This is a genomic window from Streptococcus sp. HMSC10E12, assembly GCF_001807855.1.
GTDB classification, from domain to species: Bacteria; Bacillota; Bacilli; order Lactobacillales; family Streptococcaceae; genus Streptococcus; species Streptococcus salivarius.
Map to the genome: position 1 here is coordinate 145,398 of NZ_KV791087.1, position 16,062 is coordinate 161,459.

A 16,062-nucleotide genomic window follows, 5' to 3' on the forward strand; every position below is an offset into this window, starting at 1 on the left:
CTTCTAAGTTTTTTTGTTTTTTACTAAAAATTACCCAAAAATTTCTTTTGCTAGTGCCTTTCCTTTTGGAGTTGCTGCTAAGCCACCTTCAGCAGTTTCACGGAAGGCAGTTGGCATAGCTGAACCAACCTGATACATAGCATCAACGACCTGGTCGACTGGAATGGCTGATGTGATGCCTGCCAAGGCCATGTCAGCAGCTACTAGGGCAAAGCTTGCCCCCATAGCATTACGTTTGACACATGGGACCTCAACCAATCCGGCTACAGGGTCGCAAATGAGTCCCAACATATTCTTAAGCACAAAGCAGATGGCCTGGCTGGCTTGGAAAGGTGTTCCACCAGCAGCCATTGTAATAGCGGCAGCAGCCATAGCAGAGGCGGAACCGACTTCAGCTTGGCAGCCTCCCTCGGCACCAGATATCGAGGCATTATTTGCGATGACTAAGCCAAATGCACCAGCAGTAAAGAGAAAATCCAATTGTTGTGATTCGGTTAAGCCCAGTTTTTCGATAGCAGTTGTAAGAACAGCAGGTAGACAACCAGCTGATCCAGCAGTTGGTGTGGCACAAACCAAGCCCATCTTGGCGTTAGATTCATTGACTGCCATGGCATTTCTAGCAGCACCTAAGACGGCAGAATCAGCCAAGGTCTTTCCATTTTTGATATAGGCATCCAGTTTGGCAGCGTCTCCCCCGGTTAAGCCAGTTGGTGATTTCTCAGGAGACAAACCAGCCTGAACAGACTCCTTCATCACTTCAAGATTTCGAGCCATCAGAGCTAGGATTTCAGGACGTTCCCGTCCAGTTAGCTCTGTCTCTGTAGCAATCATGAGTTTGGCGATATTACCTTGGTAATCTCGGTCAGCTTGTTGAACTAATTCTTCAATAGTGTAAAACATGCAATCCCCCTCTTAGCTGAAAAAGTTGACATTATGTAGATGAGGAATTCTAGCGATTTCAGTGACGGCCTCATCACACTGGTGCGAGTCAATTTCGATAATCATAATGGCCTTTTCACCGGCGTTTTCCCGAGTAACAGTCATTTGGGCGATATTGATGCCATAACGCGACAAAATATCTGTGACAAGGGCAATCATTCCTGGAACGTCTTGGTGGACAATGATGAGAGTCGGTGTATTCATCTTGAGATTGACCGCAAAACCATTGAGTTCAGTTACTTGGATATTTCCTCCACCGATAGAAACGCCTGTGGCAGAAATGGTTTTTGTAGCATTTTTTAAGGTGATACGAGTCGTATTGGGGTGTGGCGCATTACTATCCTTGTTAATTTTCCAGTAGACCTTAATGCCTTTTTCGTATGCGATATCCAGAGCGCGTGGGATGTCAGGGTCGTCCGTTTCCATACCTAAAATACCAGCTACTAGAGCCACATCAGTCCCGTGACCTCGATAGGTTTTGGCAAAGGAATTAAAAAGTTGAAATTCTACCTCAGTCGGTGTCTCACCAAAGATGGCAGAAACAATCTTGCCAATACGAACAGCTCCTGCAGTATGACTAGAGGAAGGCCCGACCATGACAGGTCCGATGATGTCAAAAACGGATTGAAATTTTAAATTTTTCATAACACGCCTCGTTTGATTAATCTTGTATTTTCAGTATACCACGAATTAAAGAGATTCGCTGTTTAAGTAAAAATCTATAGAATCAAAAAAATAAGCTACTTTAAGCTTTCTTTAAGGTTCAATGGATATAATAGCAGTCTATTAAGTAAGCAATACTTATTTTTCATAAATCTGAGAGGGTGGCCTGCGGGTCGCCCTTTTGTGTTTCTTTGTTTATATATAGCTGGATTGTGGTAAAATAGAGCCTAAAGATTTCCAGTTAGAAAGGATATACCATGACCTACACGCATTTACTTTTCGACCTTGACCACACCCTCCTAGATTTTGACCGTGCTGAAGATTTGGCTTTGACCTACCTTCTTGAAGAAGCTGGGGTGGCTTCACGAGATCTTAAAGTTTACAAGGATCACTATATCCCCATGAATCGTTCCATGTGGGAAGATCTCAATCATGGTTTAATCACTAAGCCGGAATTGCTTCGCACTCGCTTTTCTCGTCTTTTTGAGCATTTTGGACAGGAGGTTGATGGCAGACACTTAGCTGGCCGTTACCAGCATTTCTTGAGCCAACAGGGGCAGGAGTTGCCTCAGGCCCATGCTTTCTTATCGAACGTTAAAAATCGCGGTCACAAGATTTATGCAGCAACTAATGGTGTTAGCTACATCCAACGTGGTCGTCTGCAAGCCTCAAGCATCTTGCCTTTCTTCGACGATATTTTCATTTCAGATGAAGTGGGTGCCCACAAACCGTCTACGGACTTTTTTGAAAAAATTGCGGATCAGGTGAATGACTTTCATCCCGATTCGGCCCTCATGATTGGTGATAGTCTAACTGCTGATATTCAAGGTGGTAATAATGCAGGAATTGACAGCATTTGGTTTAATCCAAAAGGTTTGGTTAATGAGACTCCAGCTGTTCCAACCTATCAAGTCAAAAACTACCAAGAAATTTTGACGATTTTGAGCAAATAGACCTCTTTTCAAATTGTATTTACCCATGACTATTAAGAGCTTTTCAGCTCTTTTTTTGCTACAATGAAAGCATGAATAATCTGATTAAACATAAGCTGGAATTGCTCCCAAACAACCCGGGGTGCTATCTCCACAAGGACAAATTCGGCAATATTATCTATGTCGGTAAGGCTAAAAATCTAAAAAATCGTGTGCGTAGCTATTTTCGTGGAAGTCATGATACTAAGACGGAGCTTTTGGTATCTGAGATTGCAGACTTTGAATTTATCGTAACCGAGTCCAATATTGAGGCCCTGCTTTTGGAAATTAATCTTATCCAAGAGAATATGCCTAAATTCAACATCCGCCTCAAGGATGACAAGTCTTATCCATTTATCAAGATTACTAAGGAGCTCTATCCAAGGCTCTTGATTACCCGCCAGGTTAAGAAGGATGGCGGTCTCTATTTTGGTCCTTACCCAGACTCTGGTGCGGCCAATGAAATCAAGAAGCTTTTGGACCGTATTTTCCCCTTTAAGAAATGTAAAAATCCGGCCAATAAGGTCTGTTTCTATTACCATATTGGCCAATGTAATGCCCACACCATCTGTCACACCACTGAGGACTATTGGCAAGGTTTGGTTGAAGATGTCAAGAATTTCCTAAACGGTCATGATGATAAAATCGTTAATCAGCTTAAGGCCAAGATGAAGGATATGTCTGACCAGATGGAGTTTGAGCGTGCTGCGGAGTATCGCGATTTGATTGAGGCGGTTTCGACGCTTAGGACCAAGCAAAGGGTTATCCGTCAAGACATGCAGGACCGTGATATCTTCGGTTACTACGTGGATAAGGGGTGGATGTGTGTTCAGGTTTTCTTTGTTCGCCAAGGGAAACTCATTCAGCGTGATGTCAATATGTTCCCTTATTATAATGATGCTGAGGAAGATTTCCTAACCTATATGGGTCAGTTTTATCTGGATAGTCGTCATCTCAAGCCTAAGGAGATTTTCATTCCAGGAGACATTGATCAAGAGTCTGTTGAGGCTCTAGTTGGAGATGAGGTCAAGGTCTTTAAACCTCAACGTGGAGAGAAGAAGCAGTTGGTTAATCTGGCGACGAAAAATGCCCGCGTCAGTTTGACCCAAAAATTTGATCTCCTCGAAAAAGACTTGGCTAAGACCCAAGGAGCTATTGAAAATCTAGGCAAACTCATGGGGATTCCGACACCGGTCCGTATCGAGTCTTTCGATAACTCTAATATCATGGGAACTAGCCCTGTCTCTGCCATGGTTGTCTTTGAAAATGGTAAACCTAATAAAAAAGAGTACCGCAAATACAAGATTAAGACTGTTGAAGGCCCTGACGATTATGCCAGTATGCGTGAGGTCATTCGTCGTCGCTATAGTCGTGTCAAACGTGATGGTCTAACGCCACCAGACCTCATTATCATGGATGGTGGTCAAGGTCAGGTCAATGTAGCCAAGGATGTGCTTCGCAAGGAACTCAATCTATCTATCCCAGTTGCAGGTCTTCAGAAAAATGACAAGCACCAAACCAATGAATTGCTTTTTGGAGATCCTTTGCGAGTCATTGATTTGCCACGTCAATCCGAGGAATTTTTCCTCCTTCACCGTATTCAGGATGAAGTACACCGCTTTGCCATCACCTTCCATCGTCAAGTCCGTAGTAAGAATAGTTTCAGTTCTAAACTTGATGGCGTGGAGGGGTTAGGACCTAAGCGCAAACAAAAACTTCTCAAACACTTCAAGTCTATGACAGCTATCCAAAAAGCCAGTGCCGAAGACATTCAAGCTCTTGGAATCCCTGAAAAAGTAGCAGAGGCTCTGTTAGATAAATTAAATGATAACAATTAAGTTAGACTTTTCAAGTAACTCAGAAAAACTTGGTAGGGTGATTGATAATTCAATGATTTCCTAGGAATTCTATTTCTTGAGAGTGGGACAGAAATCGGTAATTCGTTAGAATTCGATTTCGTCGTCCCACCTCCGCACAGTTGAGTAGGGCAGTAAAAGCTGATGAAATCAGCGTAGTAGAGCCCACTCAACCACTGCGTCTTGCTCGACAATCCAAAAACAATAAAGAGGCTAGGACTTTTGTCCCAGCCTCATAATTTTGAGAAATATTAGTAAAATCCATTTGATGTCGAGAAAGAGAATGACAAACAAGTGATTGTCTTGTCTGAAGAGACGAAAGAACGGATAACGGGTGATTTGTTTGAGGGACTTTATCGGAAACGACAGATTGGATTTGGCAAACTCTTCAAGACTATCAAGAAAGAATTAGACTTAGATGATGTCGAAGATGGTAATCTTGTTCAGACTGGAGAGGATAGTCAAGAAGTATCGCGAGGTCAGGAAATTGTAGCCGTTTGGAATTGGCAGAGAAAGAATTATTTTTTACAGTAACTAAGAAATATGTTAGTCAGTTTTATTATTAGGTGTATTTAATTTGCTGTAGTAATTGACAATTACGGCTGATAAGCATCCAAAAAAAATAAGTCCATATACAGTTAAAAAGACGCTAGTAATACGTCCGATTAGAGTAGTAGCTAGTATATCTCCGTAACCTACTGTTGTTGATGTGACAAAAGCATACCATAGTCCATCCCAGTAATTACTTATTTGAGGTTCAACTAATAAAAGTATTCCTCCTGAAATAAAAATAAAACTTACAAAACTTATCAAAAATTGATTAAATCCTGTAACTTTTATAATATGAAATAGAGTATTTAAACGTTTCATTTGGTTCTCCTTTGTTATAGTGTTAATGAAAATTATAGCATACAAAAAGTGTTTAAATATGTATTTTAGACACTTTTTATATTAATTTTTATTATGTTTTCTTGATAGTAAGCCTCTATCGTTACAAGCTCGTTTGTGGTAAGATGAGTATAGGTCATTTATGTTAGTTCCTTTCAGACAAATGTGGTGTTTATCTGAGCCTAACATAGGCTTTTTCTGTCTAGCTTAATTTTACAAATTGGGTTATTTATTCTTCATAAGATTTGAAGGGTTGATCTTTTTTAGGGTATCGTGTCGGTGTGATTGACAGTCCCATCTTGTCTTTTTCGTGTAGCAATTCAATGACTAGGGAAACCATGATCAGTACCATGATGAGTGAAAATGGAAAGGCTACGATAATCAGCGTATTTTGCAAGGCTACTAAGCCCCCTGAAAGAAGTAAGACGATGGCAATAGTCGCAAGGAGTACGCCCCAGAAGATTTTAAGGTTATTCTTTGGTTTGAGATTCCCATCATCAGAGAGCATAGCTAGCACATAGGTCGCAGAGTCTGCTGACGTGATAAAGAAGGTAATGATCAAGATGATGGCAACAACGGAGGCAATAAAACCAAATGGCAGTTGACTGAAGGTTGCAAACAAGGTCTGCTCACTTGGAAACTGTGTTAAATCTACATTTCCAAGTGATTGAACATGCGTTGAAAGTGTTCCAAAGGTAGAAAACCATAAAAAGCTTAATACAGTCGGTGCTAATAAGACGATGGATAGAAATTGTCTGATACTACGTCCTTTAGAAATTCTGGCAATAAAAACTCCCACGAATGGTGACCAAGAAATCCACCAAGCCCAATAGAAAATCGTCCAAGTATTGATCCAGTCACGATTGTATTGACCAAAGGAACCAGCACTGAAACTCATACGGAAGAAATTGGAAATATACAGTCCGATACTATCGGTCAAGGTATTAAAAATCTGGACTGTGGGACCGATGATTATGGTGATGGCGAGTAGTCCAACCGCTAAAATAAGATTGGTGTTTGATAAGATTTTTACCCCTTTTCCAAGACCAGAAAGGGCTGAAATGGTAAAGAGGATGGTTGTGATAATTATGATAATAACTTGCACAAGGGCATTGTTTGGAATACCAAAGAGGTAGTTGAGTCCCCCATTGATTTGGGCTGCCCCAAAACCAAGAGTGGTTGCCACCCCGATAACAGTAGCGACCACTGTAATCGTATCTACGATCTTACCAAGGCTACCGTTTGTTTTTTTACCAAACAAGGGCTTTAAGGTAACCGATAAAAGATATTTCTCTTTTTTTCGGAAACCAAAGTAGGCAAGGGCCAGGGCGATTAAAGCATATATTGCCCAGGCATGGATGCCCCAGTGAAAGAAAGTGTAACGGAAAGCATCGGCTAAGGCTTCCTGCGACCCTGGGGTAGCTCGTACCGTTGAAATGGCATAATGGGATAAGGGCTCTGCGGCACCGTAGAAGACAAGGCCGATTCCCATTCCAGCAGAAAATATCATGGCAATCCAAGAGATAGTAGAGTGTTCAGGCACCGAATTGGGTTCCCCCAGTTTGATTTGCCCAACGGGACTAACCAGGAAAAAGCCACAAAGTAGAACGATTGACGTGACCAGTAATAAGTAAAACCAGCCAAGTTTATCTGAAATAACTTCCCTTAGTTGTTCTGACCAAACTTGGTAGCCGTCAGGCATAACAATACCAAGAAGGACCAGGATAGCCAGTAGCACAAAAGAGGTTTTTAAGACCGGCGTTAAATTTTTAGTTGACATAAAATCTCCTTTCATTCTCTACCATTATATCAAAAATGATAATAACTTAAAAATGAGGGGAGATTAGATAACACCCAGCTAGTTATAATTTTTAGTTGATTAACTAGAGACGTTTAAGAACCTAAATTGTCAAATTAAGTTAGACTTTTCAAGTAACTCAGAAAAACTTGGTAGGGTGATTGATAATTCAATGATTTCCTAGGAATTCTATTTCTTGAGAGTGGGACAGAAATCGGTAATTCGTTAGAATTCGATTTCGTCGTCCCACCTCCGCACAGTTGAGTAGGGCAGTAAAAGCTGATGAAATCAGCGTAGTAGAGCCCACTCAACCACTGCGTCTTTCTCGACAATCCAAAGACAAATTGAGAGGCTAGGACTTTTGTCCCAGCCTCATAATTTTGAGAAACATTCGTAAAATCCATTTGTTTCGGTAATCCATTTCGTCCTATATGTTAGTTCCTTTCAGATAAATGTGGTGTTTATCTGAGACTAGCCTAGATGGCTTTTTCTGTCTAGCTTAATTTTACAAATTTGGTTATAATAAGATTAATTAAAAAGGGAAAGGAGTCATGCTATCAAAAACGAAGCTAAAATTGAACGTCTTTATGATAAGAGTCGTCGTGGCTTTCTTCGTGGAATCTTTAGTCGTGCTACGATTATCTTCTTAATCATCTTACTGCAGCTTGTTGTTGTGGCCCTGTCTTACCTCTGGTTGCATCAATATAGGATACACCTGCAAGTTACAGAAGTAGTCCTTCGTATTCTGGCCATTATTTATCTCTTTCAAAGTGATATGGAATCAACAGCCGTCAATACTTGGCTCCTGATTGTATTGCCTTTTCCAATTATCGGAACCTTGCTCTTGGCTTATACGAAACTTGATATAGGTTACACAGGGATGAAGCGTGCTATTCAGAGCAATATTGACCGCAGTTCTGGTATTTTAAAACAGGATGAGGAGGCTCTTGAAGAGCTTAAACAACGTCACACCAGCAACTATAACTTGGTCCAATATCTTGAAAATGTGAACGGTTCTTTTCCAGTTTATCGTCACACGAAGACGACCTATTTCCCAAGTGGTGAAGCCAAGTTTGAGGAAATGAAGAAACAGCTCCTTAAAGCAGAGAAGTACATTTTCTTGGAATATTTCATCATTGGTGAAGGTGAAATGTGGGGTGAAATCCTAGCAATCTTGAAACAAAAGGTTCAAGAAGGGGTGGAAGTTAGAGTCCTGTATGACGGTATGAATGAATTTTCAACCTTAAGTTTCGACTATAAGAAACGCTTGCAAAATATAGGCATTCAGTCTCGAGTTTTTGCCTCGGTAACACCCTTCTTGTCAACCTATTACAATTACCGTGACCATAGAAAAATCTTGCTGATTGATGGTAAGGTTGCTTTCACAGGTGGCGTTAATCTCGCTGACGAGTATATCAACAAGATTGAGCGTTTCGGTCATTGGAAAGACACTGCACTCATGGTGGAGGGGCCAGCGGTTGATACGTTTTTAGTCCTCTTTCTTCAGATGTGGACCTATTCTAACGAAACCTTAGATGTTACGCCGTATATGGTTGAACATAAGGCCTTTGATACCCCTGGCTTTGTTGTTCCTTATGGGGATATTCCATTGGACAAGGATAAAGTTGGTGAGAATGTCTATATTGACATCCTTAACCATGCGCGTGATTTTGTTCACATCATGACGCCTTATCTTATTTTAGATGGTGAGTTACTACATGCTTTGAAATTTGCGGCCGAGCGTGGGGTAGACGTCAGTATCATCATGCCTGGTATTCCTGATAAAAAGTCAGCTTACTACCTCGCTAAGACTTACTACCCAACACTTTTGGCATCCGGCGTAAAAATCTATGAGTACACTCCTGGATTTGTTCATGCAAAGGTATTTGTGAGTGACAATAGTAGGGCTGCTGTCGGAACGATTAATTTGGATTACCGCAGTCTTTATCACCACTTTGAGTGTGCGACCTATCTTTACAGGACGTCATCAGTGGTTGGTATTGAGGAAGATTTCCAAGCGACAATGGCCAAGTGTCATCGAGTCAGCATGACTGATGTTAAAAATCGACCATTTCACCAGAAGTGCTTGGGCTTATTGACCAGATTAGTTGCGCCATTGATGTAGTGACAAGACTTGTTATAAGAGGGTTGAGCCCTCTTTTTTTATAGTTTAAAATAAAGATAATGAAGTCGAAGGAGAAAATGATGTTAACCATTCGTCCAGCCAGCTTGTCAGATGCACAAGCTATCCAGGCCATCTATACACCCTATGTCGAGAAGACAGCTTTTACCTTTGAATATGAGGTTCCCAGTGTTCAAGAGTTTGAAAAACGCATTTGCAAGACGCTTGAAAAATACCCCTATTTAGTAGCGGAAGAGAATGGCCAAGTGCTAGGCTATGCTTATGCCTCAACCTATTATGCTCGTACAGCCTATGATTGGACCACTGAATTGTCTATTTATGTAGCCAAAGAGGCGCGTGGACAAGGGATTGGATCGGCCCTTTATACGGCCTTAGAAGAGGAGTTGCAAGCACGAGGCTACTTACGCTTTCTGGCTTGTATCGCTGTTCCGAACGAAGCGAGCATTTCCATGCATGAAAAGCGGGGCTATGTTCAAGTGGCTCATTTCCCAAAGATTGGCTATAAGTTTAACAAATGGCATGATATCGTCTGGATGCAAAAGACCATAGACGGCCCTGTTAGGAAAATAAAGTAGGAATCACGCCAATCCTAATCGCAATAGCTAATTATCCCTGCCTTTTTCATAGGCTAAAACGATACTAATAAAATTACTGAAGGAGACCGGAAAGTTGTAATGGTCTCCCCTACACGAAAGGAGCCTATATGACTCAAGAACAAAGTGCTAGACTGTTACCCCAAAAGCCCTCCAGATGGGCCAAAATTCTACTTAACCGAAAGGTTCCTATTCTCCTGTTCTTCTTACTGGAATTGGCCTTTCTTGTCTTTTCATATCTCAGCCTACAAGAGCATTTCCCATCCATTATCTTATGGGAACACTTGTTGAGTGTCTTTACCTTCTTTTACTTGCTCAATCGTTCCATGGATTCTCGTTCCAAACTGTCCTGGGTGATTATCATTGCCCTCTTTCCAATTTTTGGGACGGCTCTGCTTTACTTTTCACTGGCTGATTTGGGTGTCAGACGCTTGAAGAAACGGCTTGAGGATGCTACAGTGCAGGTATCCGACTATCTAAGCACCGATCCAGAAGTTGCTGATTATTTATCCCAAAGTGATCGCCAATTACAAAAGTTAGCCTATTTTTTGGAGCATAGTCCAGCACAGTTTCCTATCTACAGAGACACTGAGGTTACCTATTTCCCACTTGGAGATGACATGCTTCCAGCCTTGTTGGAGGATTTGAAAAAGGCGGAGCGTTATATCTTCATGGAATATTTCATTATTGACGAAGGAATCCTGTGGGGCGAGATTTTAGCCATTTTAGAGGAGAAGGCCAAGGCAGGTCTTGATGTCCGTGTCATGTTTGATGGGATGAATGAGATGACTACCTTGTCCTACGATTATATTGAGCGATTGCACAAGGTTGGTATTAAAGCTCAGGCCTTCTCACCAGTCAAGCCCATTCTATCAACCTATTACAATTATCGAGACCATCGAAAAATTACAGTGATTGATGGTCAAGTTGCTTATACTGGTGGCGTTAATATCGCTGATGAGTATGTCAATAAACGAGAACGCTTTGGTCATTGGAAGGACACAGCCCTTCGATTAGATGGTTCAGCAGTTCAAACGCTAAAAGCTCTCTTTTTGACCATATGGACAGTGACTGGAATAGAGGATAAAACGGATGTGGAGTACTATCTACAAGAAAAACCTCAACAAAGAAAGAGTCAAGGCTTTGTACTCCCTTATGGCAATTCACCGCTGACCTACCACAAGGTTGCCGAAAATGTTTATTTACATCTTCTAAATACATCAACTAACTATGTCTATATCATGACACCTTATTTGATTTTGGATGATGAATTGGTACGAGCTATGACCTTTGCGGCTAGACGAGGTGTGGATGTTCGTATCATTATGCCAGGGATTCCAGATAAACAGTATGCCTTTGATATTGCGATGACCTATTTTAAAGTGCTCTTGGATGCTGGCGTCCGTATTTTCCGCTATACCCCAGGCTTTGTCCATGCTAAAGTTTATGTTTCTGATGCCAAACAAGCTGTGGTAGGCACTATTAACACAGACTACCGAAGCCTCTATCAAAATTTTGAAGATGGGGTCTATCTCTATAAAAATCTGGAAGTGCTTAACATAGAACAAGATTTTGAGAAAACCCAGGCGCTCTCAGAGGAAGTCACTCTGGAAAGTTTGTCGAAAATGCCTATGGCTCATCGTCTAGGTGGCTATCTCTTTTCTTTGATTGGGCCTTTGATGTAACTTTCTTTATAAATTTCCCCGTTTTTTGTTCTATGGTATAATAAGACCATTAGATGAATAAGGGGATTTTTTAATGAAAAAAGCAATGGCTCTCTTAGGGGTGACCTTGGTGTCAGGACTAGTTTTATCAACGGCACAAGAAATTAAAGCACAAGAAACTTCTGAAAATATCACCGCTCTACGAAGCAGACGTGGTGGTTCACGTTCTTCAAGTAGAGGTAGCAGAAGTGGATCTAAATCTGGTTTTGGCTCTAACAAGGGACATCATTCTGATGGTAATTCAGGAAAAGGGTATAAATCTGATAGTGGGTCAAGTAAGAGTTACAAGTCAAGTAGTGATCATGACAGTTACGATGGATCTAGTAAGACTTACGGTTCTAGTAGCTCGTATAGTTCGGGTTCAGACGTTGATTCTAGCTCCAAATCAAGTAGCAGTCAGAGCCATTCAGACAGTCAGTCTTCTTCAAGTAACAGTTCTAGCAAGTCAAAATCGGATACAAATTCAGGATACACAAAGCCTAAGATGTCAGCTCCTGAGTTAAATGACTCTGAACGTTCGAACTTTCAATCAGGTGCAAAAGTTAGTGACGATGAGACACTCAAAAAGTATTCCAAACAAAATGATGATTTCTCAGATGACCAGGCCAAAAGTATTTTTGACAATAATGACGACTATCAAACCCGTGACCGTTATTACCGACAAGATGTCATCCGTAATCCCTGGTTCTGGATGTATATGAGTCGACGTTCTTATCATCGCTATGGAAATTCATACCATTCAAAAGTAAATAATAAGGCTTATACCAAGGGCTACCAGGATGGCTTTGCGGATGCCGAAAAAGGCATTGATAATTATGATTCATACTCAAAGGAATCAACTCTTTTTGGCAAATTTACAACAAGTTCAGAAAAAAGAGAATACCTACGCGGTTATAAAGATGGTCATGATGATGGAAAGTAAGCCAAATGGCTAAGATAAGTATCCCATGGTATTCATGACTTGACTCTGTCGTTCAATATGCTAGAATAGAAACATGCGATGAGTCGATTGGCTCTTTAGAGCCTTTTGCGCTGAGGAGGTCTACATTAAATTGTAACGCAGGAGCGGACCTTGAGTAGTTGTGTGAACCTGCTACTCTCATCGAAAGATGCCTCCTATCCCTTACCATTTGGTAGGGGATTTTCTTTATTCTTGGCGTTTTAACCCTTTTCAACTGGGCTTAAACGTAGTATAATAGATTCACTAAACTAAATTGATAGAAAATTCCGAAAGAGGTTTTACTATGGGATACACAGTTGCTGTTGTCGGTGCTACAGGTGCCGTTGGTGCTCAAATGATCAAAATGTTGGAAGAATCAACACTTCCAATCGATAAAATTCGCTACCTTGCGTCTGCACGTTCTGCAGGGAAAGTCTTGCAATTTAAAGGTCAAGATGTGACTATCGAAGAAACGACTGAAGACGCATTTGAAGGTGTAGATATTGCACTTTTCTCAGCTGGTGGATCTACCTCTGCTAAATACGCACCATACGCTGTTAAAGCTGGTGCAGTAGTCGTTGATAATACATCTTACTTCCGTCAAAACCCAGATGTACCATTGGTTGTACCTGAGGTCAATGCACATGCACTTGATGCTCACAACGGTATTATCGCTTGCCCTAACTGTTCAACGATTCAAATGATGGTTGCCCTTGAGCCAGTTCGTCAAAAATGGGGCTTGGACCGTATCATCGTGTCAACTTACCAAGCCGTATCAGGTGCTGGTATGGGAGCAATCCTTGAAACACAACGTGAGTTGAAAGAAGTTTTGAATGACGGCGTTAACCCACGTGATGTTAAAGCTGAAATTTTGCCATGTGGTGGTGATAAGAAACACTACCCAATCGCCTTCAACGCCTTGGCTCAAATCGACGTCTTCACTGAAAATGACTACACTTACGAAGAAATGAAGATGACAAACGAAACTAAGAAAATCATGGAAGACGATAGCATTGCCGTATCAGCAACATGTGTACGTATTCCAGTCTTGTCAGCTCACTCAGAGTCAGTCTACATTGAAACAAAAGAAGTGGCACCAATTGACGAAGTGAAAGCTGCTATTGCGGAGTTCCCAGGTGCAGTCCTTGAAGACGACATTGCTAACCAAGTCTACCCACAAGCTGTTAATGCTGTAGGTTCACGTGATACATTCGTCGGACGTATCCGTAAAGACTTGGATGCTGAAAAAGGTATCCACATGTGGGTTGTTTCAGATAACCTCCTTAAAGGTGCCGCTTGGAACTCAGTACAAATCGCAGAAACACTTCACGAACGTGGTTTGGTTCGCCCAACTTCAGAATTGAAATTTGAATTGAAATAGGGAGCGAAACAGAAATCAGTAACTCGAAGAGTTTGATTTCTCCTTCGCTTTTATAATTTAAGGCTTAGGCTATAAAAGTCCACAGGACTTTTATACCACCCCCGCACAGTTGATTAGGAAGTACGAATGCTGCAGACATGAGTAGTTCCAATCAACCACTGCGTTATAATTCAGAAATCAGTAAGGATTTGGTGTTGTATTCAAATACTAAAGTCAAGCTGAATCCTATAAAGCAGAGAGACTTCTCTCTGTTTTTTGTTTATTGGCCATCAATTGAAACAGTCAGTCCTCATGTTTTCAGAAAATTGTCAACTTATCTGTCTGTCTGGTCAAAATTATGGTAAAATGGAAAGGATTAGAAAACGGTTGAAGGAGAATATTATGTCAATTGATCAATTAAGAGATGTCACACTGATCACAGCCCTTATTACACCTTTCCACGAAGATGGCTCAATCAATTATGATGCCCTTCCAGAATTGATTGAGCATCTTTTGGCTCACCATACAGAAGCTCTTCTTTTGGCGGGAACAACGGCTGAAAGTCCAACACTTACTCACGATGAGGAGTTGGAACTCTTTGCGGCTGTTCAGAAAATTGTTAATGGACGTGTGCCATTGATTGCTGGTGTCGGTACCAACGATACACGCGACTCAATCGAGTTTGCTAAAGAAGTTGCCAAATTTGGTGGTTTCGCAGCTGGTCTTGCTATCGTGCCTTACTACAACAAGCCATCACAAGAAGGTATGTACCAACACTTCAAAGCCATTGCGGATGCTTCTGATTTGCCAATTATCATCTACAACATCCCTGGTCGTGTGGTTGTTGAAATGGCTCCTGATACCATGCTTCGTTTGGCTGAACATCCAAATATCATCGGTGTTAAAGAATGTACCAGCCTTGCAAATATGGCCTACCTTATCGAACATAAACCTGAAGATTTCTTGGTTTATACAGGTGAAGATGGGGATGCCTTCCACGCTATGAATCTTGGAGCTAACGGTGTCATCTCAGTAGCCTCTCATACAAACGGTGATGAGATGCATGCCATGCTTGAAGCTATTGAAAATAGTGACCTCAAGACAGCAGCAGCTATCCAACGTAAATTCATTCCTAAAGTTAACGCTCTCTTCTCAGTACCAAGCCCTGCACCTGTTAAGGCTGTTCTTAACCATCTTGGTTTCGAAGTTGGACCACTTCGTTTGCCATTGGTTGCATGTACTTCAGAAGAAGCTAAACGTATCATTAAGGTTGTCCTTGAAGAAGATGTCGAAGCAACACGTGAGACAGTTACAGGTGTCGTTCGTCCAGATTATTAAGAAAATGAAGTTGAGCAGCTTGCTCAGCTTTTTTTAGTTGAAGAGGTTAAATCTCACAAAATAAGCTGATATAGGGTCTAAAAGCAGTTTTCTATCATGAAAATTGGCTTTTTTTGATATAATTATAGTTAGTGTGCTTAAAAAGAAAGGAAGTTTCATGAATCAACTTGAACAAAAACTTGAGCAGGATTTTGGTATTGTTTTTAGCCAAAAAGACCTCTTAGAAACAGCATTTACCCATACCTCATATGCCAATGAGCACCGCCTCCTAAACATTTCACATAATGAACGTTTGGAATTTTTAGGAGACGCGGCTCTGCAATTAGTCATTTCTGTTTATCTTTACAAACGTTACCCTAACAAGCCAGAGGGAGAAATGTCTAAGATGCGCAGTACTATCGTTCGCGAAGAGAGTTTGGCAGGATTTACGAAGGCTTGCGGTTTCGAGCAGTATATCCGTCTTGGTAAAGGGGAAGAAAAATCTGGTGGACGTGAACGTGCCACTATCCTTGGTGACCTCTGGGAGGCCTTCCTCGGTGCCCTTTATTTGGATCAAGGTTTGCCTGCTGTTGAGAAATTCTTGAATCAGGTCATGATTCCTCAGGTTGAAAAGGGGAACTTTGACCGCGTAACAGACTATAAGACAGCCTTGCAAGAGCGTCTTCAGGTCAATGGTACGGTTGATATTACTTATACTGTTATCGATGAGTCTGGACCAGCTCATGCTAAAGAATTTACTATGCAGGTAGCTGTTGATGGTAAGGAACTCAGCACAGGTCTTGGAAAATCTAAGAAATTAGCTGAACAGGCAGCGGCTAAGGCTGCCCTTGAACAACTAGGAAATTAAGC

Annotated in this window: 14 protein-coding genes; 10 read left to right on the forward strand and 4 right to left on the reverse strand. The window is 41.3% G+C overall.

The annotated features are described in order from the left end of the window. Positions 1-30: 30 nt before the first annotated feature. Together sdaAA and sdaAB are read right to left on the reverse strand one after the other, a co-directional pair. A complete protein-coding gene (sdaAA, locus tag HMPREF3112_RS03870) occupies positions 31-900 on the reverse strand; it encodes an L-serine ammonia-lyase, iron-sulfur-dependent, subunit alpha (protein ID WP_021147208.1) in 870 nt (289 codons plus the stop codon). 12 nt (positions 901-912) lie between these two features. Continuing rightward, the gene (gene sdaAB / locus HMPREF3112_RS03875; RefSeq protein ID WP_002885347.1) at positions 913-1,584 is read right to left on the reverse strand and encodes an L-serine ammonia-lyase, iron-sulfur-dependent subunit beta; all 672 of its coding nucleotides are present in this window, start codon (positions 1,582-1,584) and stop codon (positions 913-915) included. Positions 1,585-1,859: 275 nt separating this feature from the next. Between sdaAB and HMPREF3112_RS03880 the strand changes: the two genes are divergently transcribed. From HMPREF3112_RS03880 to HMPREF3112_RS03890, 3 genes are all read left to right on the forward strand, one after another. Further along, entirely contained in the window at positions 1,860-2,555 is a 696-nt protein-coding gene (locus HMPREF3112_RS03880; RefSeq protein ID WP_060933716.1) for a pyrimidine 5'-nucleotidase PynA, read from the forward strand. 71 nt (positions 2,556-2,626) lie between these two features. After that, positions 2,627-4,411: an excinuclease ABC subunit UvrC gene (gene uvrC, locus HMPREF3112_RS03885; protein ID WP_037600702.1), complete on the forward strand. Its 1,785-nt coding sequence runs from the start codon at positions 2,627-2,629 to the stop codon at positions 4,409-4,411. Positions 4,412-4,723: 312 nt separating this feature from the next. Then, positions 4,724-4,963: a protein rep gene (locus HMPREF3112_RS03890; protein WP_002885362.1), complete on the forward strand. Its 240-nt coding sequence runs from the start codon at positions 4,724-4,726 to the stop codon at positions 4,961-4,963. A gap of 12 nt (positions 4,964-4,975) precedes the next feature. Here the strand turns inward: HMPREF3112_RS03890 and HMPREF3112_RS03895 are convergent, their stop codons facing one another. Together HMPREF3112_RS03895 and HMPREF3112_RS03900 are read right to left on the reverse strand one after the other, a co-directional pair. After that, a complete protein-coding gene (locus tag HMPREF3112_RS03895; RefSeq protein WP_261787309.1) occupies positions 4,976-5,332 on the reverse strand; it encodes a potassium channel family protein in 357 nt (118 codons plus the stop codon). 214 nt (positions 5,333-5,546) lie between these two features. Next, positions 5,547-7,097 (reverse strand): BCCT family transporter, encoded by a 1,551-nt coding sequence (locus tag HMPREF3112_RS03900; protein WP_002885312.1) that lies wholly within the window; start codon positions 7,095-7,097, stop codon positions 5,547-5,549. A gap of 592 nt (positions 7,098-7,689) precedes the next feature. Between HMPREF3112_RS03900 and cls (HMPREF3112_RS03905) the strand changes: the two genes are divergently transcribed. From cls (HMPREF3112_RS03905) to rnc, 7 genes are all read left to right on the forward strand, one after another. Beyond that, positions 7,690-9,240 carry a cardiolipin synthase gene (gene cls, locus HMPREF3112_RS03905; RefSeq protein ID WP_305366749.1) on the forward strand — a complete coding sequence of 517 codons (1,551 nt, stop codon included), beginning with the start codon at positions 7,690-7,692 and terminating at the stop codon, positions 9,238-9,240. An 80-nt stretch (positions 9,241-9,320) separates the two neighbouring features. Further along, the gene (locus tag HMPREF3112_RS03910) at positions 9,321-9,833 is read left to right on the forward strand and encodes a GNAT family N-acetyltransferase (RefSeq protein WP_070438225.1); all 513 of its coding nucleotides are present in this window, start codon (positions 9,321-9,323) and stop codon (positions 9,831-9,833) included. Between the two features lie 128 nt (positions 9,834-9,961). After that, positions 9,962-11,536, forward strand: a complete 1,575-nt coding sequence (gene cls / locus HMPREF3112_RS03915) for a cardiolipin synthase (RefSeq protein WP_070438228.1) — start codon at positions 9,962-9,964, stop codon at positions 11,534-11,536. A gap of 73 nt (positions 11,537-11,609) precedes the next feature. Then, entirely contained in the window at positions 11,610-12,497 is an 888-nt protein-coding gene (locus HMPREF3112_RS03920) for a LisH domain-containing protein (RefSeq protein ID WP_070438231.1), read from the forward strand. A gap of 322 nt (positions 12,498-12,819) precedes the next feature. Continuing rightward, positions 12,820-13,896: an aspartate-semialdehyde dehydrogenase gene (locus HMPREF3112_RS03925; protein ID WP_070438234.1), complete on the forward strand. Its 1,077-nt coding sequence runs from the start codon at positions 12,820-12,822 to the stop codon at positions 13,894-13,896. A gap of 381 nt (positions 13,897-14,277) precedes the next feature. Next, a complete protein-coding gene (gene dapA, locus HMPREF3112_RS03930) occupies positions 14,278-15,213 on the forward strand; it encodes a 4-hydroxy-tetrahydrodipicolinate synthase (RefSeq protein WP_070438237.1) in 936 nt (311 codons plus the stop codon). 157 nt (positions 15,214-15,370) lie between these two features. Further along, positions 15,371-16,060: a ribonuclease III gene (gene rnc / locus HMPREF3112_RS03935; RefSeq protein ID WP_002885331.1), complete on the forward strand. Its 690-nt coding sequence runs from the start codon at positions 15,371-15,373 to the stop codon at positions 16,058-16,060. Positions 16,061-16,062: the final 2 nt, after the last annotated feature.